The organism is Clostridium celatum, assembly GCF_021412605.1.
Taxonomy (GTDB): Bacteria; Bacillota; Clostridia; order Clostridiales; family Clostridiaceae; genus Clostridium; species Clostridium celatum.
The window spans coordinates 13,662-38,386 of record NZ_JAJKGM010000023.1; the positions used below are offsets into that span (position 1 = coordinate 13,662).

Below are 24,725 nucleotides of genomic sequence, written 5' to 3' on the forward strand. Positions count from 1 at the left end.
TACAGCTTATTCTTTTGCTTTATATTATTTTTTTCTTCTTGATATTAAAGCTCCTATACTAGCTATAATAGTTCCAAATAATCCAACGGCAGCTCCTGATGTTCCTCCTGTTTGTGGAAGTTTATTACTGTTGCTACTTTGGCTATTGCTTGAAGTGCTTCCTGCAATATTATTTGTATTACTATTTCCGCTACTAATATTGTTTCCAACATTATTACTGCTGTTATTTCCACTATTATTGTTGTTTCCACTATTATTATTACTTCCAGCAATTATAACTAATCCATTTATAGCATTATTTAAGTTTGCTGAAGCTTTTGCAATCTCTTCTTCAGTTGAATCTTCATTTTCAAAAACTTCATTAGCTTCATTTAACGCCTTTTCAACTGCTCTAAAGCTTGCTACAGTATATTTGCTAGAATCTAATGATTTTGCTTTATTAATTAAATCTTCTAGTCTATCTTTGCTTGGCTTTAATCTTAATTCTAAGAATGCTCTTAATAATTTATTATACGATTCTGAAACTTCTTCTTCCATAGCATTTACATCAGATATTACACCATTAGCCTCTGCTAAAACAACCATTAACTTATCCCAAGTTGAAGTAATATAATCATCTCCTGTTAATGCACTAATTCTTTCTACAAGAGAAATTAAATTTTCTTTATTGCCCTTTTCAAAAGATAACATTTGCATTGCTTTGCTTAATCTATCAAAAGATTGATCTACTGAAACTTGAGTTGCATTTTCATCAGCTAAAATTACTTCTGCTTCAGCAAGAGCCGCTTTAAATTCTTCTACTACTGCTGGAACAACTTTTGAAAGTTCTTCTTCAGTTACTTTCTTAGCTTCTTCTACAGCAACTTGTAAATGTGCATTAAATACTGGGTTGTTTTCTTCTTCCTTTTCTACTAAATTATCAATAGCATTTCTTACGCCTTCAGTTGCACTATTTACTTCTTCTACTGTTGCAGCATCATTAGCTAAAACTTCTTTTGCAGTTATTACAGCTTTCTTAAGATCATTTAGAGATTCATCTGTATAGTTAACATCTCCATTAATTTTTCCATCTGCCTCATTAATAATATTGCTTAATTCTCTTATATCAACTAAAGAAGTAATAGCATTTACTAAAGTTTCTCTAGCCTTATCAATATCTTCTTGAGTTGCACTTCCAATATTATTTAAAATTTTCTTAGCACTTTCTAAAGCTTCATTATATAAATTCCAGCTATTAACCGTATAATTTTCTTGTACATAATTACAAGAATCAATAAGTGTTTCTAAATCACTTACATTAGGAACTTCATAATCATTAATTGTAATTAATTCATAAATTGTTGGAGCTATTCCATTCCATTCAATCTTAATTTCAAAAATATTATCATACTTAGTATTTACTATTTCATTTAAGCTCCTATCTAAAGTTCCAAGCTGCTTCCATATATCATTTCCTGCTTCATCTTTTCCAACTCTAGCCATTACTTTAGCATTAGAAATTTCATTACCACTTTGAATAATATTAATTTTCTTAATATCAGTCTTATCTGATAAACGATATGTGAAGCTTCCACTTGTTATTTCCCCATTATTAGTATTTGGTTTATATGCTGTAGTTAAATTACCATCCACTATCTTACTTGGTTCAAATCCTTTAACTTCTATTGGGTCTGAAACAAATGTTGGGTCATTTACTGTTGGTATATATTCACCATTATTAATTAAAAATTCATTAATAACAGCCCAACGATATGAATATGGTGCTGTAAATACAACTCTTAAATATCTAGCTTCTTGATTTATTTCTCCACTATCCATATAAGCATGAGAAATTGGAATTATTCCACCTGATACACTACCATGAGTATATCCATTATCTGTTGGCTTTGAATCCATATCTTCTGATGTATTTGGTATATTATTTTCAATAGTTATAACATCAGTCCAAGTTTCACCATCTAAAGATAATTGAATTTTACCATCTCTAATATGATCTTTTTCTGTATCTAATACAACATATTTTAAATTATTAATATCAATTGTTTGTCCTAAATCATAAACTATTGTATTACCTGTTTGTGGTGCTGCTGTATATTTAACACTAGTATTAAAGTTTCCATCAAAAACAACTGCTGGATCAGCATCATAATCAGCATATGAGCTTATTAATGATGGCTCATAAACTTCATTGGAAGTAACTTCAAGTTTGTTTAAACTAAAAGTAACTTCTTTATTAGCAATTAATCTAATATAACGAGCATCCTCTAAGTTCTCATTATCTAAAACATCATTCCACTCAATTGTATTCATAGAAGTTTGTAATGTTATTCCATCCATATTTGAAACTTCTAAATCAATATTGCTTAAATCCTTAATACGATTTAATTTAATACCGATATACTCACCTTCATTTAAAGTAATATTTTCTTGTGGAACTAGTTTAGTCAATGATTCATCTATATACATAGATTTTATACCTAAATTAACATTTGAATAAACATTATTAGTTGATGGAAGGTTCATACTTTTCTCTACTCTAAATTCAGAGAATTTAACCCACTTATTTAACTCTTTTAAGTTTGTAATTCTTACATATCTTGCTTCAATTCCGCCAAAATCTTCATCAATAACATCTTTTCCAGCTGTGCTTGAATATGTCTTAAATGTTGTCCAAGTTTCATTGTCAGTAGAATATTCTAATTTATAATCTGTCCATTTATCTGTATCCCCTGCTCCAACTACAACATGTACATTTCCAACACTAGTAACTTCACCTAAATCTAACCCAACGTAATCTCCAACTTTTGTAATATCTCCAGTATGAGTTCTATACCAAACACTACTGCTATCATTACCATCTGTTAAGTTAGCTTCACTTCCACTATAAACACTCCATCCTTCACTTCTCATAAGAGTAGCATTTATTTCAGAATTATCTCCTTCACCTTGATTTAAATCATTTTTATTTATAGTTATATCCTTAATACCAAGCCAAGTATTAGTTTTATCTTGAGTGGCAATTACTCTAATACCCATCACATCTAAATCTAAGCCTTCAACTGTAATTTGATTTGGCATAGAATATAATTCGTCATTTAAATCAACCCAAGTACTACCATCCTCTGTATATTGAAGCTTAGCTTCTTGCATTGTATCTCTTGGATTAGATGCTGCTCCCATTTCTATATGAATATCTTTAACTTTTATTTTCTTATTATATTTTACCCCAATATAAGTCCCAGCAACTACAGTATTTGGAGTTTTATATACAACTTCAGTTGCTGAATTATTATCTAATAAATTTTCTAAACTTCCTGTAGGTGTATCTGTTCTATTAGTTATTACTGTTGTTATTACCTTACTTGGATCTACAATTGAAGTAACTACTTCTGCTAAGCTTTGAGCCATATTCTTTATAAATGGAACTATATGTTGTACTCCAACTTCTGCATATTCAGTGTGATCTACATAATGGAATCCATAAGTCTTTGATTTTTCAAAAGCAGTTTGTCCATTTGAATACTTAGTCCAAATAACATCATTTGATGCTCCATCTTCAACAGCAATAATTGCTTCTAAATAAGAAATTGCTGCCTCCATTGTATCTTCCCAACAATTCAACCAATAAGATATTTGACTAACTACTCTTTCATGCCCTTCATTTTTATAAAGAGTTGCCGCATCTTTTAATTTATTAAATTCAGCTATTAATTCAGTGGCTTCTTCTTTAACATTTTCCCCATTTGCATATTTTTCCTTAAAAGTATTAAGCTTTGGAGCTAATTCAACTGACTCTTCTAACTTCGTAACACGACTATCCATATTTTGATTAATCATATGCTTACTTAATTCTCTTAGAGCTGTTGAAGTATCTGTTTCTTCTGCTGTTCCATGATCCATATATTTAAATGAATCATACCAGTTTTGATCTGCTTCCTCTTCATTTTCCCAAATATTCCATGCATAACCTGCATTTGCAAATAAAGCTGATTTATTAGCTTCTGCTTGTTGCATTGGATTTAATACTATTCCTTTAATAGTTGAAGGATCTACTCCTGGATGTAAGAATGTGGAATTTCCTCCCATAATTAAATGTTGTTTAGAGTTATCTGAACAAGGCCAATTAATCCAATAGAATGGTGCTCTGCCCTCATAGCCTTCTGATGCAATATTATTTTTATAATTTGTTCCAAAAGATCCACTAACTTCTCCCCATATTCTTCCTCCAGTAGCAATAATACTAACATTATCTCCTGCTTTATTTACTTCTTTTAATTGAGCTGAAGAACCATTTCCCATATAATCGTTTGGACAGAAAACTATCTCATCTTTTAAATCTGGATATGTTTCTTGTTGTTCTCTTAACCACACTGTTAAATCATTTAATAATTTTACATATGAAGCAGCTCCTTGAGCTGGTACCCCTGCATCATCTGCTAATATAGCAAATTGTCTAACATCAGCTTCTAATAATTGACTAAACTTAGCTTTTATTATGTCTAAATCTGCTTGATAATTTTCTTCACTATTAAATCTAATTGCGTTACTCATAAATGGATGTAATGCATATACATATCTATTCTTAGTCTCATTTCCTACTTTAGCTAGTTGTTTTATTGATTCTAAATCTTCTTCAGGATATAATTCTCTCCACTTTGAATTATGGTATGGGTCATCCTTTGGTGCAAATATATATTGATTCATTTTATAATCTCCACCAAATTTCATAAGCTCTGCTCTATCTTCATTTGACCACGGATTTCCATAATACCCTTCAATAAATCCACGTTGAGCTACATCAGAATAATCATCAACTCTAAATTCACTTATACTTCCATCCTCTAATTGATTAAATACATGCTTTAATGTAGTAACTCCATAGAAAGCACTATCAGTATCTTTACCTAATACACCAATAATTCCATCATCAACTGAAACTAAATGTGAGTCTGTTTTATTAAAGAATGCTTCATCATGAGATACATTTGTATTGAAATACTGATCTACAAATTCCCCTGATTCATTTATACCAATTAAGATATCAGTTTTTCCTTCAACAACAGTATCTGAAATAGTATAATTAATATTTTGATTTTTTAAAATTTCTTCTACCCTATTTCTAGTGTAAATATCTACTCCACTTTCATATACTATATTTACTTCTGTACCAACTTCAAAAGCACTATTTTCATATTCTATACTTTGAGGTATAGGATAAATTTCATACTCTTTTGGTAAGTCTAATTCCGTTGCAGAAACCTTAAGTACTCCAGCAAAATTTGTAGTTAATACAGTGGTAGCAGCAACAATAGCAAAAAGACGCTGTAACTTTTTCTTTATCATAATTTCTTTCCCCCGTTTTAATAATAAAATATTCTGTAACATTCTTAGATAAAAATAAGAATGTTATATAATCATTAATTTTCATGTAATAAAACTAATTTATTCAAAATTATTACAAGTATATATATATTATTTTAATTTATTATCTAAAACGTTTTCTATACTTTAACTTTTTTAAGCAATATATTAACTTTTTTTAGCAATATTATTATATTTATATGTAAGCTAATTCAAAAAAGGTATGATATAACTTTTCAGAAATATCACACTTTTTTTCCTAGCATATCTTTAAATTGTTTTTAATATATTGTAGCCTTTCAGCATCAGTACTGTACCTTTTATATTTCTATTCCTTTTTTGAATTGGCTATTATATAAATTTGCATAAAATCCATTTTTACTAATAAGTTCATCATGAGTTCCACATTCTACTATTTCACCGTCTTTTAACGCTAAAATTTTATCAGCATTTTTTATAGTACTTAGTCTATGCGCAATTACAAATGTAGTCTTTCCTTTCATTAAATTAAGCATAGCTTCTTGAATATGCTCTTCAGTTCTTGTATCAATTGATGAAGTTGCTTCATCTAAAATCAATATTGATGCATTAGATAAAATTGCTCTTGCTATTGCTAATAGCTGTCTTTGTCCTTGAGATAAATTCCCGCCATTATCAGATAAAATAGTGTTATACCCATCAGGAAGCTGTTTTATAAATTGGTGAGCATTAGCCATTTTTGCAGCTTTAACAATTTCTTCATCACTTGCATTTAATCTTCCATACCTTATATTTTCACTAACAGTTTCAGAAAATAAATAAGTATCCTGTAATACCATTGCTACTGATTTTCTTAAACTTTCCCTAGTTATATAATTTATATTTTTCCCATCTATAAATATTTCTCCGCTATCAATATCATAAAATTTAGTAAGTAAATTAACTATTGTTGTTTTTCCAGCTCCTGTTGGGCCAACTATAGCTATAACTTCACCTTTATTAGCTTCAATAGAAATATTTTTTAATATTTCTTTTCCCTTAGTATAAGAGAAAGTTACATTTTTTAAGACTACATTACCTTCTATATTTTCAATATCCTTAGCTTCTATTTTATCCTTTTCTTTTACTTCATCTATTACTTCAAATACTCTTTCAGCACCTGCTAATGCACTTTGAATAGTATTAAAAAGATTCATTATTTCATTTATTGGTCTAGTAAAATTTCTCATATATAATAAAAATGTAAAAACTATACCTACGGTAATTGTATGACCTTTTAATATAAGATATCCACCTGTTACTGAAATAATTAAATATGAAATATTATTAATAAAATTATTTATAGGTCCCATAACAGATGATGCACCCTGTGCTATTATTGCACTTTTAGTTAGCTTCTCATTTATTTTAGCAAATTCTTCTTTAACTTCTTCTTCTTCTGAAAATAATGAAACAACTTTTTGTCCTGATACCATTTCCTCTATATAACCATTTAATATACCAAGTTCATTTTGTTGTTTTACAAAAAATCTTTGTGTTTTTTTAGCTAAAGTTTTTGTAGTTAAAAATGTAAGTGGTACTGTTATTAATCCTATTAAGGTAAGAATCGGGCTTAATATAAGCATTGCAATTAACATACCGCCTATATTTATTACCCCTGAAAATAATTGAGTTACACTTTGAGATAATGTTGTATTAATATTATCAACATCATTTGTAAGTCTACTCATTAAATCACCACTAGAATTAGTATCAAAATATTTCAATGGCAATCCCTGTAAATTACTAAATAAGTCTTTTCTTATATTTGCTGAAACTTTCTGTGATATTTTAACCATAACTAAATTTTGATAGTAGGTAGAAAATATATTTACTAAATACATTATTAAAAGCACTATACAAATAAAAGCTAGTCCCCTCATATCACCTGTTTCTATAAAATTATCTATTGTATATCCGTTTAATCTTGTACCAAAAACACTAATTAGTGTAGTTATAAAACATAAAATAAATACAATTATAATATTGATTTTCTTTTCTATTAAATATCCTATTAATCTTCTTACTGTACCCTTAAAATCCTTTATTTTTTCAGCTTTAGCCCTATGTAATTGATGTGGTCCTCCTCCTGGTCTCATTGGTATAGGTCCTTTATTAGACATTCATAACTTCCTCCTCTCCAAATTGTGATATTGCAATACTTCTATATATTTCTGAAGTTTTTAACAATTCTCTATGTGTTCCAATAGCAGATATTTCTCCATCATCTAAAACTATTATCTTATCACAATCCATAACAGCAGAAATTCTTTGAGCTATAAGAAATACTGTAGAGTTTTGCATTCTTCTCTTTATAGCCTTTTGAAGTTTAGCTTCTGTTGCCATATCTAATGCACTACTTGAATCATCTAATATTAATATTTTAGGCTCCTTAATTAGAGTTCTCGCAATTGATACTCTTTGCTTTTGTCCTCCCGATAAATTTTTTCCTCTTTGTTCAACTATTCTATCGTAGCCTTCTTTAGCTGAGTTTATAAATTCAAAGGCTTGAGCATCTTTTGTTGCACTATGCATCATTTCCTTAGTAGCATCTTTTTTACCAAATCTTAGATTATCGTCGATAGTTCCTGAAAAAAGAATTGTATCTTGAAGCACAACGCCTATAATTTCTCTTAATTCATCTATTTTTAAGTTCCTAACATCTTCATTTCCAATGGTTATACTCCCCATTGTAGTATCATATAATCTTGGAATAAGTGATACTAAAGAACTTTTTCCACTACCTGTAGCCCCTATTATTCCTATTTTTTCTCCTTCTTTGGCCTTAAATGATATTCCACTTAATACATAATCACTATCTTTATTATACTTAAAGTAAACATCCTTAAATTCAATATCAAAATTATTTATTTCTTTTGAATCATCTTTATTAACAATAGAAGGTTCAATATCTAACACTTCATTAATTCTTGTTGCTGAAACCTTAGCCCTAGAGAAATTAATTATAATCATTACCATCATATTTAAAGATCCCATTATCTGAACTAAATAATTAATAAAAGCCATTATTTTTCCTATTTCTAATGATCCAGTATTAACAAGATTTCCTCCAAACCATAATACTGCAACTACACTTAAATTCATTATTAAAGTTACAAGTGGCCAAAGAAGAACTGTTACACTTTGTGCTTCAATGCTTGTCTCCATTAATTCTTCATTGGAATTTTTAAATTTTTCTCTTATTTTACCTTCTATAGCAAAAGCTTTAACAACTCTAATTCCAAGTAAATTTTCTCTCATAACAAGATTTACATTATCAATCTTTTTTTGCATATCAGTAAAAAACGGAATTGATTTAGATGTAATAACTACTACTGATACTATTATTAATGGTATTATTACTAAAAAGATTATAGATAATTTACTACTTATAGAAAAAGCCATTATTACTCCACCTAAACAAATAAGTGGTGATCTTACCATCCCTCTAAGTGCCATCATAACCATATTTTGAACCTGAGTAACATCGTTTGTTAATCTAGTAATAAGAGATGATGTTTTAAATTTATCTATCTCTAAAAAAGATAAACTTTGTATTTTATTAAATAATCCTTGTCTTAAATTTTTTCCCATAGTCATTGCTGCTATACTTGTAAATATTCCACATAATATCCCACCTAAAATACCAATAAAGGCTACAATTATCATTTTAAATCCGATATTTAAAACATATTGAATATCACCATTTGCAACACCAATATCAATAATATCAGCCATTAATTTAGGTTGATTTAAATCCATAATAACTTCTATAAACATCATTAAAGGTGCAAGTATAGCATAAATAATTGAGCTACCCTTAATATATTTAAGTAGTTTTCCCATTTGTAGCTTCATCTCCTTCATTTAAATTATTATACATTCTCTCAAAAAAGCTTTTTATAAGCTTCTTCTCTTCTTCACTAAAATTTTTAAAACATTTTTTTTCAATATTGTACATAGCCTTTTGTAACTTAAGCTGAGTAATTTTTCCCTTTTCAGTTAAATATACATTAAGGATTCTTCTGTCATCAGCATTAGGCCTTCTTTCAACAAATCCAACACGTTCCATTGTTGCTAAAATACTTGTCACTGTAGCAGGCTCAATATTACAATTTTGTGCTATATCTTTTTGTATACTTCCATTATTTTCTGCTAAATAATTTAATATCTTTGGTTGGCCTTTAGAAATTTCAAGCTTTCTGAACTCATTAAGGCACATCCTACGGTGTATTCCTTTAAACTTCATAAAACTTTTAAGTAATTCTCCTTCATTCATAAATCTATCTCCTTTTATTTTAATTAGAATTCTAATAGTTATATATCTAACTATTATTATATATTTAATTATTTCATAAAAACAAGAGGTTATATCAAAATTTTAATATATTAAAATAAATTTATTTCAATTTATTTATTAATATTTCAATTTTAATACAACCTCATTACTTTATGCTCTTACTTAAAAGATATTAAACTTCAATAATTAATATAATAATTAATTATTAAATATTTTTTCAGTAATAGTATCTAATTCATACTTACCTACAATACCATCACCATTCATATCATACTCTGCTTTCTCTTGGTTATAATATTTAGATGCTATTGCTAAGTCAGCTATAGTTACTTTACCATCTTTATTTAAATCTCCAATTAGCTTTTCTTCTAATGAAATACTTAAATTTACTTTTTCAGAAAGCTTTCCTTGTCTATTTTTAGCTGCAACTTCTATATTATATTCACTAGTTTTATCTAAGTTGTTTAATTGGTATTCAAAAGTATCTGCACTAACCTCATCTACAACTTTTCCATTCTTAAATATAACATATCCAATAACACCATAATCCTCTTCTGGCTTTTCCCAAGTTATTGTTGCACTATTATCTGTTTTTTCTGTAGATTGTAAATTACTTGGTGAATTTGGAGTAGTATCTTTTTCAAATACATTTAACTCTGATGCTGATGCAAATCCCCCCACACCTTGTATTGCTACTAATCTAACATGTGTAGCTGTTACTGCATCAAATTCTACTACCTTTTTAGTTGAATCTGAACTCCATGTTCCTTCAGATACAGTTTCAAAATTATCACCATCAGTACTTACTTGCAGTTCATATTGTGTAATAATTCCATTAGTTCCACCAGATTGTCTTGGTAAATATTCATATTTATCTATTAAATATTCTCCACCTAACTCTAATGTTATACTTTGTGGTAATACATCATTTGGTGAATATTTAGTATGCCATATAGTATTTATATTATCATCAATTGCAAAACTAGCTAATCCTTCTGTTCCCACATTAGGATGTTCACTACTAGCTGTTACTTTCATTTGCTTTTTATCAATTTGTAAGCTTGAACTAACTCCTAAGTTTATTTTATATTCTTTTATAGTTCCATCTTCTGCTTGTATGCTTACATTTATTATAGTATTTTCACTTTCTATATAGAAAGATGCTTCTTCTTCATTAGATTTATATTCTTTTTCTTCTCCTTCTAATGAAATAGATACTTTAGCATTATTTTCAACAGCTTTTGCTTTTATTTTAGCTATATTCATTTCTGATGGTAAAACTGCTGAATAGCTATTTATATTAGGATCAAATTCTGGAGTTATTTCTATTCCCTCTACTTCAAGATTTTCTAATGCAGCATTACCTTCAAATTGTCTATTGACTAATATTCTATAGTAGTTTACTTTTGAGTAATCCTCTGATGTTACTTTAACTATTATAGTATTTGTTCCTAGATTTAGTGGAATATCTGTATTTTCTCCTTCAAACTTTACATTTCCATTGAAAATTTCTACTTTTGAGTTTTCACTATTCTTTATTGCTTCAACATTTATACTTTCTATATTTTTATCTACGTTATAAGAATAATTTAATTTATCTGAAACAAATCCATCTAATAAAGCACCATTAACTTTTAATCCAGAAAGTGAAACATCATTACTTTCTCTTCTTATAACCGATAATCTATACATAGATTTTGATATTCCATCTTCAGCTATAGAATATACTTGAACCGAATTAATTCCTGTTGCTAATTTTATATCTCCATTAAATGAGTTTCCTTCTTTATTACTAATAACCTCTCCATTAACTAAAACTATTAGCTTGCTATTTGGTGATTTACTTTCTAAAGTAAGATTCATAGTATCACTGGTTGTTGAACCATTTGCAGTATAGAAATATCTATTTTCACTAAATGCTGGCATTTCTTCAATTCCATTAACAATTATATTACTTAATTTAGATTCACTCTCTTTAAATCTATCTAATTTAATGCTATAAGTCTTAGTTTCTCCAGAATTAGAAATTAATTTAATAGAAATATTTTTACTTTCTCCACTAGCTATAGAAAGATCTGACTTTAAAGTTCCTACTCCTTCTGCTATCTTTTCATCATCTGAATATATCTCTATTTTTGTATCTGATTCTATTGCTTCTAAATCAAAGTTAATATCTGCAATATCTGAATGTACTACCGCATTATAGCTTTCAATATTGTTATTAAAGTCAGATAATAAAGCTGCCCCATTAATATCTAAGTTCCACAAACCAAATCCTTCACGAGCTACTTCTTGTCCAAAGCTTATTTCTTTATCATTTACTTTAAATTCACTAAAAATAAACTCATGTGAAGCATTTGGATTTGCTGTTAAAAGCCCTACTTTTGCATCACTAGAAATACCACTATTACTTAATTCATCTCCAACTTGGATCCACTCATCACCATCTATTGAATAATATCCCTTAAATGAATCACTACTTCTTTCAAGCTTAAAGTAAATATCATTTCCATCTATTTCTGCAACTTCTCTGCTTTCATTTGGTTGTCCTGCATTTTCTGTAACTATTTTAATACTTGGATTTCCATTATTATGCTTTCTTTGTATTGCTACATAATTATCATCATCACTATAAATTACAATTCCAGCTTCTTCATAACCTGATTGAGTTTTTCCACTCATCTTTGTAGTAACAGTATATTCATTTGAAGATTCTACTATTTCTGATAGGAATATATTATTTGCTGAGTTTCCTGTAGCCCATAGTGAACCCCCACTTGTCATAATCTTAAGAGATTTATCACTTAATAATTCCCATTTATTATTATCCTCTCTTACTATTGACCACTTGTTAGAAAGCTCAAGATTAGCCTCCTCATCACCTTCATTTATATTTCCATTACCTGAAACATTAAATACAATACTATTAGATTCATATACACGAGTATCAGATATTACAAATGCCTTAATTTCTGCTTGTCCATTTCCAACAGCAGTTAATTCACCATCTTCATTTATCTTTATTACGTTTTCATTACTACTATAATATTTAACATCACCTTGTCCACTTTTTTGGTTATTAGCATTAATTTTTAAATCATCACCAATTATATTAATACTTTCAGTTGTATTACTCATATTAGATGTGTTTACTCTTAAGTTTAGTCCATTATCATATTTATTATCTTCAATAGTTATATTATTTGCACCTGAGAAAACAAACATTGGAGATGATAAGTTTTCCCCTTGCTTATCAACGGTTAAATCTAAAGTTTGTCCAACTTCTAACTCATTTGAGCTTGAAGATATTTGTACTTGCGCATTACTATTATACCTATTTACAATATTATTTCTGAATATTAGATTTCCGACGCTCTTTCCATTTAATACAGTTGTATCTTTTATATTAAAGATATTATCTTCAATAACTATATTATTATGGATAGGATTATTTTCATCAAATACTTGATTAGTAGGTCCAAAATAAATAACCGGTCCTTCTGATCTATCAAAAACATTATTTCTTATGGTAACATCATTTGTTGGTCCTGATTCATACCATTGATGTGCATCACTTGATATAAATATACTAGACATCCCCATTCCATCAAAGTAGTTATTTTCTATTAAAACAGGCTTTCTAGTTGTAACTAATATTCCTCTAGTAGGTGTTTCAATAAACTTATTATTTGTTATTTCAACCTCTGGAGTATAAGTTATATTTTCAACAACATGAGTATTTCCTGCCACTATTTCATCTGGAATATCCTGATCTAAGGTTATAATTATATCTGTTAAACTTCCTTCAGAACTTGTTCCTGATGGTCCTTCTACATCAATAACCTTGGCATTCGAACCTTCTACAGCTAACATAGTCGTCTTTGTAAAGAATTCTACTTCATCACCAATATAAAATTGAGGGAATCCAGCAGTTTCATTATGCATATATCTTACTTTAACCTTATTAGTGGCTACCTTTTCTACAACTTCTAGATATGTTCCATGTATATTTATAGGGTCATCATGAGGGTTAGAAAAACTACTATTAGTTATTTTTATTTTTCCCTTAGTCCCAGACATTTGTATAAAATCAGCAAATCCAGCAGTTACTCTACCTGAACCTTCTCTTGCTTTGAAGTTCACTCCATCTATAGTTATATTTTCAGTGAATTGCCCTACAAATCCAAATCCATGTAAATATTGTACATCTACATTCTTTACTTCTACATCTTTACTTTCCCAGAAGAATGCACCTGGAGTATCTCTTGTAGTTTCTCTCATCTGATATACTCTACCTAAATCTGCATACTCTTGAGATGAATTATACGTTACCTTTACTCTATTATCTTCTAATTGTTCAATATTAGTTATATTAGAAAATAAACTACCATTTCTTCTTGTTTCACCAGTATTAGCATCATAATGTTGCGTATAGTTAAATGCATTTCTACCAGTCCAATAATATTGACCAGTAATAGGGCTCTTTTCTCCATACCAGTTTATTCCATTATTGCTTATTTCATAATCATATGTTTCTGGGATATATAAAACTCTATAAGCACTTCCATTTTCTACTCCTGTCTCTTCTACAGTAACATCTACTACCTTAGGATTAACATAATCAAATGAGAAGTTCTCAAATCTTACATTTTCAGATCTTATAGCTGCAAATGCTGTTTGAAATCCATGATATGAAAAATGTGATCCTCCCCCATCAATAACCACATCATTCATATCTTCAACTAAAATACCAATATTTTTAATCTTGTAACTTTGATTTGTTCCTACTGTATTAGAAACATATAATTCTCTTTTTGGTGCATTTTCTGGATAAAATGTATATTCTCCTTGTGGAAAATATATTTTTTTAGGTCCTTCAATATCCTTAGCATACTCTAATGCCTTAGTAACAGCCTCTACTGAATCTACTTTTCCTGTTGGATCTGCACCAAATTCGGTTACATCAATAATAGTATAATTTTGTTCATCTGAATAGCTTGAAGCTTCCTTTTCTAAAGGATAAGCATTAGCTATTAAAGTATTAGCTACATTAGTCGTTGTTAAAGTTACAGCAACTAATGTAGCTAATAACTTTATTTTTTTACTACACATAAATTCTCCCCCTATTTAACCATAATATAATACGCTATGTATATTTTAACGTTTACATGGCTTATCTTATCATATTTGTTTATATATTATAATTCAGTCTTGTAAATATTATTTTTTACATAATTTATTTAAGAATTCATGAATATTCTACTTTTAAAAGGATAAAATAACAGAGTAACTTGATTGTAACTATAATTTAAAAATATATTTATTTTCAAAGTTAATAGTAATTTAAAGGAGGTATTTTATTATGCGACATAATGGAAGTATTGAATGTACAGTTACTGAATGCAAATTTCATTGTTCTGATGATAATTATTGCACTTTAAATCATATAAAAGTAGTAAGCCATACAAGTTGTGCAAGTAGTATTGAATGTACTGATTGCTCTAGCTTTGTTAAAAAATAACATTTTTGATAATGCGATATTATTTAATATATCTCATAAATTTTATTCAAGTACTAAGTATCAAATGGCAAGTAAAAAGTTATTTTAAAACTTATTACTTGCCATTTATAATTATTATTTAAATTTAAGGAGTGAAACAAATGAAAAAATTTACACAAAAACTTTGTTTACTATTAGCACTACTAACAATATCATCACTACTTCTCTCTAATTTATTTGCATCAGCTAAATCTATTGAAAACCCTTATTCTCAATTTGTTGCTGATCCATATTATGAAGTTACATCTGATTATCTTAATGGAATAAGAGATAAGCTTGTAAAACTTCCTGGTTCTGGTAGTGTTTGTATTGATTATTTATCAGAAGAAATATTATTACATAGAGCATTACTATTTACTGCTCATAATATTCAAAGTTATTCAAATAATCCTGAACTAATAGATATTACAGATGAGATTATCGATAATTATACTGGTGAATTAAGAGAAATGAGAGAAGAACTTGCCAAACTAATAGATACTCTAAAAGATAAGGAACCATTAAAGGAAGATAGTGAGTATATTAAAGAATATAAACTAGTTATTGATAAACTAGTAAAAGATTTAGCTCAAGTAAAATCTGCCGATAGTAATGAATTAACTTATATAAAGCAAGCAATTGCGCTTTTACAAGCATCACATGACATTGCTTTAATAGATAATAAATGTACTAAAAGTAAATTAGTTAAAGAAATATCTCAAAATACAGCTTCTAATACAGAAGCATATATTTCTAGATTAAAAACATTAGAAACAGCTTTTAAATAAAAGTAAAGACACTATATACAAATAGTTCAGTATATAGTGTCTTTATTTTCATTTAAAATACATCTAATTTAACAACCTTATTATTAATTCTAGACTCTTCTGCTGCAAATGCCATTAAGTGACTTTGAAGAGACCTTCTACCACTTGAAAGAGAATCATTTCCACCTTCTTCTAAAAGCTTAAATAATTCATTCATTAATCCTCCATCTCCACCATTATGTCCGCTATCAGCTTGTTCAATCTTATATACTTTTACATTCTTCTCTTGTTTTAAGTTTGATCTAAATGTAACAACTTCTATTTCATTCTTACCTTCATGACCTCTTATTTCCCCTTTAGTTCCCATAATTTTTATAGTTCTTGAAATTTCATCTGTAAACCCTGATAAATTAAATGTTGCTGTAATACCATTTTGAAACTTAATAATTGTACTTTGATGATCACAAACATTATTATCGCATTCAAAAACACATTTTCCATATCTATTTTCTGATAAGGCTTCTAAAACCCCTTCTCTTGTTTGAACATCACTAATTACTGTAGTAGGCCATTTTCCAATAACATCTAAATAAATTTTTCTTCCATCAAAAGCACAATCACTAATGTTGCAATCTAAACATCTAGATGCAGCACCATTTGGTCTATTTTTACTATTGAAAAATATTAACTCCCCAAAAGAAGCTATACTTTCACAATTTGAATTAACAATCCAAGATAAAATATCTAAGTCATGACAGCTTTTTTGAAGAATTATAGGTGATGTTTCATCTGAATTTCTCCAGTTTCCTCTAACAAAGCTATGAGCCATATGAAATGCCCCTACATTTTCATTATGTTGAATAGTCACTATGTCTCCTATTTCTCCACTTTCTACTATTTCTTTAAGCTTCTTAAAGAAATTCGTATATCTAAGTACATGACAAACCATAAGTAATAATCCTTTTTCTTCAGCTTTATTAACCATATCTATACATTCATCCTTATTTACTGACATTGGCTTTTCAAGTAAGATATTATAACCTTTATCTAAAGCTTTCATAACTGGTTCATAATGTTGTCTGTCTAATGTTGCTATTATAACTACATCAGCTAATTTTTCTCTTGAAAAAAAATCATCTAAATTATCAAAAACATTTTCTTTTAATATATTATGTTCAATAGCCATTTTTTCTCTTTTAAAGTCATTCGGCTCAACTACAGCTACAACTTTTCCTAAATGACCGTTATTTTTTATAAATTCACCATATATATCTTGACCTCTTTGGCCAGCCCCTATTATTGCTACAGTTTTCATAACATCCATCCCCTTTATACCTTTTATAGAATATTTTACCATATATTTTCTTTTTTTACATCTTTCTCTTCATTTTTTCAACAAAAAATCCTCTTAAAAAATTTTTAAGAGGATTTCTTATATTAAAATTTTTATAAATTTATCTTTTTAAATATTGCTGGATATACTCCAATTCCAACAAAACTTATTATGCCATATGAAATAAATTTAAACATTAAAGTATCCGGTAATATAAATTTAAGTGTTAATTTTAAAATAACTAATATTAAAACACCTATTAAAACTCTTAATATTTTATTTTTTACTTTACCTTCAACTGAAAAATCAACATATTTTTTCTCAATTATTATACCTAATATAAACCCTAAATATGTTCCAAGGCCCTTTATAAAATCTGCTGAATTAGCAAATGTTAATGCAGGTATAAACAATATGAATGTAATTATATATAATAATATTTTGTTATTTACCTTATTAAATAAATAATAAGACATTAACGATACTGCAACTCCTAAAATTGCTCCTACTATAACATCTTTGGGATAATGTACCCCTAAATATAATCTTGAAAAACCTATTAATAATATTATTATTGTACTAATAATATAGTAAATTCTTTTCTTCAAATATATTGCTATAGCTCCATAGAAAGAAGCTGCTCCTTGTGTATGCCCACTAGGGAATGAATATCCTGTAGCTGTTTCTGCTCTCAATGTTCGTATTCCTTCTTCTCCTATAGGTCTTTTCATTTTAAATATATCTTTTATTGAATTATTTAAAAGAACACTTGTTAAAACTGAATAAGCTAAATATTCTCCAAATTTTTTATCAATTGCCCAATAAATAATACACATAATTGATATTAACACTAACTGTTCTCCACATATTGTTATAAGTTCAAATAGCTTATCTAAAAAAGGATTTGCTATACTTTGAATATTTCTTAAAATTTCTAACTCCATAGAACCCTCCTACTTATCTTTAATGTCTAAAGACATGTCTTCTTACTTCTTTTTTTAGTGCCTCTAATGCATATGCTACATAAAGTTCTGTACTTATTAAAATTGCTTTTTCATCTATATTAAACTTATCATTATGATTTGGATAGTCTATTCCAATATCTTCATTGCTCGCCCCTACAAATGCAAACACTCCTGGAATACTTTTTTGATAAATAGAAAAATCTTCTCCTAGCATCATTCTCGGAACACTTATAATATCTTCTTCTTTAAATATTTTTTTAGCACCTTCTAGTGCTGTTTTTACAGCTTCTGAATCATTTATTACAGCTGGATGATTTGATATATCATATTCAACAGTAGCAGTGGCTCCATATGCTATAGCTGTGCTATAAGCCACTCTTTTTATTGACTGTTGTATGTGCTTAGCTGTAGAAACTTTAAATGATCTTACTGTTCCTTCAATTATAGCTTCACCAGATATTATATTGTGTGTATCTCCTGATTTTATATGTCCTACTGTTACAACAGCAGAATCAACTGGATCAATCTCCCTACTTACTATAGATTGTAAATTCATTACTATAGCTGCACTCACTAAGGTTGCATCTACACATTGATGTGGCTTACCAGCATGTCCTGCCTTTCCAGTAACTTTTATTCTAAATTTATTTGATGCTGCCATTCTTGGCCCTTCTTCTATTGAAATTTTACCACATTCTATATCTCCAAAAACATGTAATCCAAAGATTTCATCCACATCATCTAAATATCCTTGTTCTGATATTAATTTAGCTCCCAATGAATTTTCTTCTGATGGTTGGAATATTAATATTATTTTACCTAATAAGTTTTCTTCATACTTTTTTAAAATCATAGCTGCCCCGATTAACGATGCCATATGTGCATCATGGCCACAGGCATGCATTACCCCTTTATTTTCTGACGAATATCTAACTCCAGTATTTTCCTCTATACTTAAAGCATCCATATCTGCTCTTAATGCAATCGTTCTTCCTTCACCTTTTCCTATACTTGCTACAACTTCTGTTTTAACCCCCTCTTCATAACGTATTCCTATTCTATCTAATTCTTCTTTTATTTTTTTTGATGTATTGTATTCTTGCATACTTAATTCTGGATATCTGTGAAAATACTTTCTTAACCCAATTATATAATTACTAATTAATTTAGTTTCCTTTGCTATATCCATATTAATTCCCCCTTTTTCCCTAATAAAACACATATAGATTATACATTTATGAAATCCATTTGTATATTATTACCTATTTTTTTTGTGAAATTTTACATTTTATATTTTATTTTATGTAAATTTATGGTAATATTTTCTTGTGATTATTTATATACTATAGGTTGAGGTGAATTTTATGAAAAAGAAATTTTTATTATTAAGTTCTTCTATACTATTATGTTGCACTTTTATATCTTGTAATTTAAAAGATGCAATAACAGGTGCAAATACTAATGATACTTCTACAACAACAAATGAAAACACTACAAATGAAAATGATAATAAATCTGTTATCATCAATGATGCTAATGCTGAAAATACTGATTCTAATATGGATACAGCTACTAGCACAGATCTTACTAATGCTACTTCTAGTATAGATGATAAAAATGGTTCAACTTTAACAACTACTGACTATACTTCTACAACAAATACAACTACTAATGATACAACTACTTCTAATACCGTTAATAGAAATTGTAGAGTTTTTTATTTTAATACATCTGATTTAAAAACTTATTATATCGATACAACTGTTCCTGTAACTGATAATGCCTTTACAACAGCTTTAACTAACAAACTATATACTAGCCCAGATTCTAGTGATAATTTTATAGTTATTCCAGAAGAATTTGGTGTTAATTCTGCAACTATAGATGAAGAAACTGGAGTTTTAAAAGTTGTGTTTAATGAGGATTTTACTTCTGCACTTCCACTAGGAACTTCTTCTGAAAGTGGACTAATATCAGCAATAGTAAATACTTATGGATATAATTATGGACTTGATAAAGTTGCAATTTATTTTGGTGATACTCTTTATACAGGTCTTAAAGGTGAATTACTTGAAGGATATTATACTGTAAATACTGAGGATGCAATAAAATTAAATTAATTATAACTAAATAATGATATAACTATTAAATTACATAGTAGTTATATCATTATTTTTTATTTCACGTAATAATAATTTATTTGTTTAATGTTTCTGAGAAATTTCTTTTTATCATTAAAAATTCTTCCATATCATTTAAAAATTGTAGCAATTCTGCTCTATTCTCAAACTCCTCTCTAGTTTTAGGTAAACTCATCTTTTTAAACTCACATCTTAAATCTTCTAGCTCACCTAATAATTCTTTGCAATCATTCATTTCCCTTATATTTTCTGATACACAGTATGTAAATTTTGCCATAACTTTCATTTGCTCAACTGGTATGCTAAATTTATGAAAATGTAATCTCATTCTATTTATAGTATCAAACTGATTTATTCTCATATTTATATAATCTGTATAATATGATGAACTTCTAAAAAAATTATTATTAACTATTTTATAAGCTGTTTCTTTACTCTCATACAACTTACTTCTTATATCATCAATTAATTTTTGTTCATCAATATCTACAGTATATGTCATTAAAGACTTTGCCATCTTATATATTAAAATTCTATAATTTTCTTCTATCCACTCTTTGTCTTCTTTAAATTTATCTTCAAGTGATGGCATAAATACATTAGCTATAGCTGCTACACCTATTCCTATAATCATAATCATAATTTCATTTACTATTAAATTTATAGTAATTTTATCTGCAACTAAAAAATGTGTTGATAAAACAACTGCTGGAACCATGCCTTCCTGCATATTAAATTTATAAGTTATTGGTATTAGAACTAATAAAAATATCCCAAATATTATTGGTTCTTGTCCTAATATTCCATAAAATATAATAGAGATTAATATACCTATTAGACATGCCACTACTCTTTTTTTTCCAACTATCAACGCTTGCCTTCTTGTGTCTTGAATGCTTAATATTGCAATTACAGCACCTACTGTTGCATAATCTAAACCTAATACATTCCCAATAATTAATGTAATAGATGCCGATATAGCCATTTTTAAAGCTAAGTTATACATTTGCTTACTTTTACATCCTTTCTATTAGTTAATCAATTTATCTTTATCTTTATCTATATTATCATAATTTATAAATAACTAATATATTAATTGATCATAAAAAATCCTAGCACATATAAATATGAGCTAGGACTTTGTTTATATTAACACATAAAAATCAAATTAATATTATTTAATTTGAAATGCTGTAACTGTTGCAGCTCTAACTGTAATCTTTTCTTTAGATCTAGTTAAATTAGTTAACCTTAATGTCATATCTGAATTAGCTGTAACTAGCATACCAAGAGTAATGTGATTATTTCTAACATCATCTGATATACTTGCTGTATGCTTGCTTCCTCTTAATACATTTCCATTAGGATCAGTAAAAGCAAAAATTACATCTTTTCTAGTAGCAGATCCACATTTTTCAGTTGCATGAGTAAATGATACTGCATACTTAATAAAATAAGTGTGTCCACCTTCTAAGATTAGATCTGTTCCATTAGCAAAACGAACTCCAGTTCCTCCAACAACATTAGTGTCTGGAAGTGATACAGGTTCAGCATATGCTACTGCTAAGTCATCACCATAAGCTCTACTTTCAACTCTATATTCCTCTATAGAAGTAACTCCATCTTGTCCTGCAGGCCCTGCAGGTCCTGCTGGTCCTACTGGTCCTGTTGCTCCTGTTGCTCCTGTATCTCCCTTATCACCTTTTATTCCTCTTAATCCCATTGGTCCTCTTGGTCCTGTTGGTCCTGTTTCACCTTGTGGTCCTGCTGGTCCTACTGCTCCTGTTGCTCCTGTTGCTCCTGTTGCTCCTGTTGCCCCTGTTGCTCCTGTTGGTCCTGCTGGTCCTATTGGTCCTCTTTCTCCTGTATCTCCTTTTTCTCCTTTTTCTCCTCTTGGTCCTCTTGGTCCTCTTTCACCATCGCAACCTTTTGGTCCCATTGGTCCTCTTGGTCCTCTTGGTCCTCTTGGTCCTTTACATACGCAACAAACTGATTCTTCTTTTTTACATTCATATTCATCATATTTATCATATTCACATTTGTCATTCTTTTCACATTTCTCATGTTTTTCACATTTCTCATGCTTTTCATACTTATCATTTTTCTTACATTCATCATGTTTGTCAAAGCTTGATTCTTGGTAATCTTCCCAATTATCTTCGTAGCTTTCTTCATAGTTTTCTTCATCATAAAAATTGTTGTATTCTTTCACTTTTTTATCCTCCTGTTATTACACTTTAACTAATCATTTGTTTTATTTATAATTCATCTTATGTAAAAACTCACTATTTTGTTACATTATTCAACTTTACTTTTTTAATTGTTTTATATTTTTTATACAAAAGATATAATACCTATTAAATAAAAATAATACTTTTGAAAATATTTTATTTTAGTATTAGTATATTTATTAGAAAGTTTAGGAGTGATGTTATGAAATTTTATGAAAAAACTCTAAGTGAAAATATAATCTATGAAGGTAACTATTTAACCTTTACTAATATTTCTGTAGAATTACCTAATGGTGATATTAGTGATAGAGATATCATTAAACATCCAGGTGCATGTGCAATAATACCTTTTATAGATAACAATAAAATAATTTTAGTTGAGCAATTTAGAAAAGCAATTGAAAAAACTATTCTAGAAATTCCAGCTGGAAAGCTTGATAAAAATGAAGATTCTCTTACTTGCGCACATAGAGAACTTGAAGAGGAAACAGGATATAAAGCTAAAAATATGACCTATCTTGGTGCTATTGCAACTGCTCCTGGATTTTGTAATGAACTTATTCACTTATATAAAGCTACAGACCTTTATATAGGAGAAAAATCTTGCGATGAAGATGAATTTACAGAAGTAAAGACATTTACTTTAGAAGAAGTTAAATCAATGGTTAAAAGTGGGGAAATAATTGACACCAAAACTATAAGTATTCTTGCCTATCTTTAAAATTATATTACGAACTAAGGATAATATTTTGCTACATTTATATAATATCTTATAGCAAGAAATATTTGCTTTTTTACTTTGTTATTTCACTAAATCATGAAGTAAATTATAAAGAAAAGGTTGTGATCTTAACGCAAGAAATATTCATAATGAATCTTAGAATTTAATCTTCATTGGAATAAAAATTACGTTAAAAAGCAACCTTTTCGATATCAAGTTATCTAATAATTTAACCGTATTATACTAATACTTTAATTTTATTATGCTATTGTCCGTTGATAAATTTATAAAATTGTATAGGATTAGTATATTATCAAATGCGTTTTCTTTAATATATTCACTAATTTTACTTGAAAAACTTCTTAAATCAATAACATGTATTTCTTCATAATTTTGTGTTAAAAATGGCACAAGTGAATTTGCAAAAGAATCTTTGATAACTAAAAGTTTTTTTCCATTCTTAAGTTCTGAATTTTTTATTATTGTAATTGGATTATTTCCATTTAAAAACATTGAGTATTTGTCTCTTATTTCTAACTTGGAATAATCATATATAGATTCATATACAGCATCTCCTACAATATTCATTGTTAAATTATCAAATTCATAATATATTAAATTGTCACCATTAATATTAAAGGGTTTCGCCTTTGAAAAATATGTTCCATAAAAGTTACTTACATTTACTTCTATAAGACTATTTATATCTATTGGTTGTAATCCAAGTGATTTTATAAATTCTAAGTATGCTAAATATGCTCCATATGTTGTCCAGTGATGATCTGTCTTATAATAAATATATTTACCCTTATTTTTCATTAATACATTAAAAACATCAATATTATTAGTATATTTTAATGATGAATATATTTCTTTTATTATTACATCTTGTCTTATTTGTCTTGATCCTAAAGGAAGATCTTCTCTATATATTTCATAAGAATTTGGTGCAATTATTAATGATACTTTATCTAAATTTTTTTTGCTAAATAAGTTTATAGCATTAATATTATTTTTCAATTTTTCTTCATCTATAGTATCAAATTTTTCAAATAACTCATCATTATTTCCATATATTATTCCGTTGTTTTCTACTTTTCCTAATACATATTCACTTCTTGATTTTAAACTAATCCATTTATCTCTTAAGGGAAATTGATCATTAATATATGTCTCATAATTTTTTTGAAAACTTCCATTAAAAAAATCCTTTAAATTGAAAGTTACCTTAGTTTTTAAATTTCTATTTTCTAATTCAGAAAATGTTTTATTATCAATAATGAAGCTTACTATTGTCAACCCTAAAACTATAACAATAAAACTATGTAATAAATATTTTTTTTTCAATA

The 24,725-nt window shown here is 28.1% G+C and carries 15 protein-coding genes; 4 read left to right on the forward strand and 11 right to left on the reverse strand.

The genetic code is table 11. The features are described 5' to 3' along the window. Window positions 1–24 precede the first annotated feature (24 nt). From LPC13_RS10530 to LPC13_RS10550, 5 genes are all read right to left on the reverse strand, one after another. On the reverse strand, window positions 25–5,343 hold the full coding sequence (locus tag LPC13_RS10530; protein WP_234088797.1) for a beta-N-acetylglucosaminidase domain-containing protein: 5,319 nt from the start codon (window positions 5,341–5,343) through the stop codon (window positions 25–27). A gap of 338 nt (window positions 5,344–5,681) precedes the next feature. Continuing rightward, the gene (locus LPC13_RS10535) at window positions 5,682–7,502 is read right to left on the reverse strand and encodes an ABC transporter ATP-binding protein (RefSeq protein ID WP_195244882.1); all 1,821 of its coding nucleotides are present in this window, start codon (window positions 7,500–7,502) and stop codon (window positions 5,682–5,684) included. Beyond that, a complete protein-coding gene (locus LPC13_RS10540) occupies window positions 7,495–9,225 on the reverse strand; it encodes an ABC transporter ATP-binding protein (protein ID WP_040418391.1) in 1,731 nt (576 codons plus the stop codon). Before LPC13_RS10540 ends, LPC13_RS10535 begins: the two co-directional genes overlap by 8 nt. After that, entirely contained in the window at window positions 9,209–9,658 is a 450-nt protein-coding gene (locus LPC13_RS10545; protein ID WP_005209905.1) for a MarR family winged helix-turn-helix transcriptional regulator, read from the reverse strand. Before LPC13_RS10545 ends, LPC13_RS10540 begins: the two co-directional genes overlap by 17 nt. A 219-nt stretch (window positions 9,659–9,877) precedes the next feature. Beyond that, window positions 9,878–14,791, reverse strand: coding sequence for a cadherin-like beta sandwich domain-containing protein (locus tag LPC13_RS10550; protein WP_234088798.1), 4,914 nt, complete (start codon window positions 14,789–14,791; stop codon window positions 9,878–9,880). A 250-nt stretch (window positions 14,792–15,041) separates the two neighbouring features. Between LPC13_RS10550 and LPC13_RS10555 the strand changes: the two genes are divergently transcribed. Together LPC13_RS10555 and LPC13_RS10560 are read left to right on the forward strand one after the other, a co-directional pair. After that, complete coding sequence (locus tag LPC13_RS10555; RefSeq protein ID WP_005209910.1) at window positions 15,042–15,200, forward strand: DUF1540 domain-containing protein; 159 nt, start codon at window positions 15,042–15,044, stop codon at window positions 15,198–15,200. A 140-nt stretch (window positions 15,201–15,340) separates the two neighbouring features. Continuing rightward, window positions 15,341–16,006 carry a hypothetical protein gene (locus LPC13_RS10560; RefSeq protein ID WP_195244885.1) on the forward strand — a complete coding sequence of 222 codons (666 nt, stop codon included), beginning with the start codon at window positions 15,341–15,343 and terminating at the stop codon, window positions 16,004–16,006. A gap of 52 nt (window positions 16,007–16,058) precedes the next feature. On the opposite strand, the gene LPC13_RS10565 is transcribed toward LPC13_RS10560, so the two are convergent. The 3 genes from LPC13_RS10565 to LPC13_RS10575 form a co-directional block, all read right to left on the reverse strand. Further along, window positions 16,059–17,300, reverse strand: a complete 1,242-nt coding sequence (locus LPC13_RS10565; protein WP_040418396.1) for a Gfo/Idh/MocA family oxidoreductase — start codon at window positions 17,298–17,300, stop codon at window positions 16,059–16,061. A gap of 131 nt (window positions 17,301–17,431) precedes the next feature. After that, entirely contained in the window at window positions 17,432–18,262 is an 831-nt protein-coding gene (locus tag LPC13_RS10570) for a phosphatase PAP2 family protein (RefSeq protein WP_005209916.1), read from the reverse strand. A gap of 19 nt (window positions 18,263–18,281) precedes the next feature. Further along, window positions 18,282–19,472 (reverse strand): M20 metallopeptidase family protein, encoded by a 1,191-nt coding sequence (locus tag LPC13_RS10575; protein WP_040418397.1) that lies wholly within the window; start codon window positions 19,470–19,472, stop codon window positions 18,282–18,284. Window positions 19,473–19,647: 175 nt separating this feature from the next. Between LPC13_RS10575 and LPC13_RS10580 the strand changes: the two genes are divergently transcribed. Then, complete coding sequence (locus LPC13_RS10580) at window positions 19,648–20,403, forward strand: GerMN domain-containing protein (protein ID WP_005209925.1); 756 nt, start codon at window positions 19,648–19,650, stop codon at window positions 20,401–20,403. 76 nt (window positions 20,404–20,479) lie between these two features. On the opposite strand, the gene LPC13_RS10585 is transcribed toward LPC13_RS10580, so the two are convergent. After that, window positions 20,480–21,430, reverse strand: coding sequence for an aromatic acid exporter family protein (locus LPC13_RS10585; protein WP_005209926.1), 951 nt, complete (start codon window positions 21,428–21,430; stop codon window positions 20,480–20,482). A gap of 168 nt (window positions 21,431–21,598) precedes the next feature. Continuing rightward, window positions 21,599–22,636, reverse strand: a complete 1,038-nt coding sequence (locus tag LPC13_RS17110) for a collagen-like triple helix repeat-containing protein (protein WP_005209927.1) — start codon at window positions 22,634–22,636, stop codon at window positions 21,599–21,601. A gap of 221 nt (window positions 22,637–22,857) precedes the next feature. Between LPC13_RS17110 and LPC13_RS10595 the strand changes: the two genes are divergently transcribed. Then, complete coding sequence (locus LPC13_RS10595; RefSeq protein ID WP_005209928.1) at window positions 22,858–23,376, forward strand: NUDIX domain-containing protein; 519 nt, start codon at window positions 22,858–22,860, stop codon at window positions 23,374–23,376. Window positions 23,377–23,619: 243 nt separating this feature from the next. On the opposite strand, the gene LPC13_RS10600 is transcribed toward LPC13_RS10595, so the two are convergent. Beyond that, entirely contained in the window at window positions 23,620–24,723 is a 1,104-nt protein-coding gene (locus LPC13_RS10600; RefSeq protein ID WP_005209929.1) for a DHHW family protein, read from the reverse strand. Window positions 24,724–24,725 lie beyond the last annotated feature (2 nt).

Excerpts from the sequence above, each read along its gene's own strand:
- LPC13_RS10560 (WP_195244885.1), top strand. The coding sequence starts at position 15,341 with ATGAAAAAATTTACACAAAAACTTTGTTTACTATTAGCACTACTAACA.
- LPC13_RS10535 (WP_195244882.1), bottom strand. The coding sequence starts at position 7,502 with ATGTCTAATAAAGGACCTATACCAATGAGACCAGGAGGAGGACCACAT.
- LPC13_RS10550 (WP_234088798.1), bottom strand. The coding sequence starts at position 14,791 with ATGTGTAGTAAAAAAATAAAGTTATTAGCTACATTAGTTGCTGTAACT.
- LPC13_RS10570 (WP_005209916.1), bottom strand. The coding sequence starts at position 18,262 with ATGGAGTTAGAAATTTTAAGAAATATTCAAAGTATAGCAAATCCTTTT.
- LPC13_RS10530 (WP_234088797.1), bottom strand. The coding sequence starts at position 5,343 with ATGATAAAGAAAAAGTTACAGCGTCTTTTTGCTATTGTTGCTGCTACC.
- LPC13_RS10555 (WP_005209910.1), top strand. The coding sequence starts at position 15,042 with ATGCGACATAATGGAAGTATTGAATGTACAGTTACTGAATGCAAATTT.
- LPC13_RS10580 (WP_005209925.1), top strand. The coding sequence starts at position 19,648 with ATGAAAAAGAAATTTTTATTATTAAGTTCTTCTATACTATTATGTTGC.
- LPC13_RS10540 (WP_040418391.1), bottom strand. The coding sequence starts at position 9,225 with ATGGGAAAACTACTTAAATATATTAAGGGTAGCTCAATTATTTATGCT.
- LPC13_RS10595 (WP_005209928.1), top strand. The coding sequence starts at position 22,858 with ATGAAATTTTATGAAAAAACTCTAAGTGAAAATATAATCTATGAAGGT.
- LPC13_RS10565 (WP_040418396.1), bottom strand. The coding sequence starts at position 17,300 with ATGAAAACTGTAGCAATAATAGGGGCTGGCCAAAGAGGTCAAGATATA.
- LPC13_RS10585 (WP_005209926.1), bottom strand. The coding sequence starts at position 21,430 with ATGTATAACTTAGCTTTAAAAATGGCTATATCGGCATCTATTACATTA.
- LPC13_RS10545 (WP_005209905.1), bottom strand. The coding sequence starts at position 9,658 with ATGAATGAAGGAGAATTACTTAAAAGTTTTATGAAGTTTAAAGGAATA.
- LPC13_RS10575 (WP_040418397.1), bottom strand. The coding sequence starts at position 19,472 with ATGGATATAGCAAAGGAAACTAAATTAATTAGTAATTATATAATTGGG.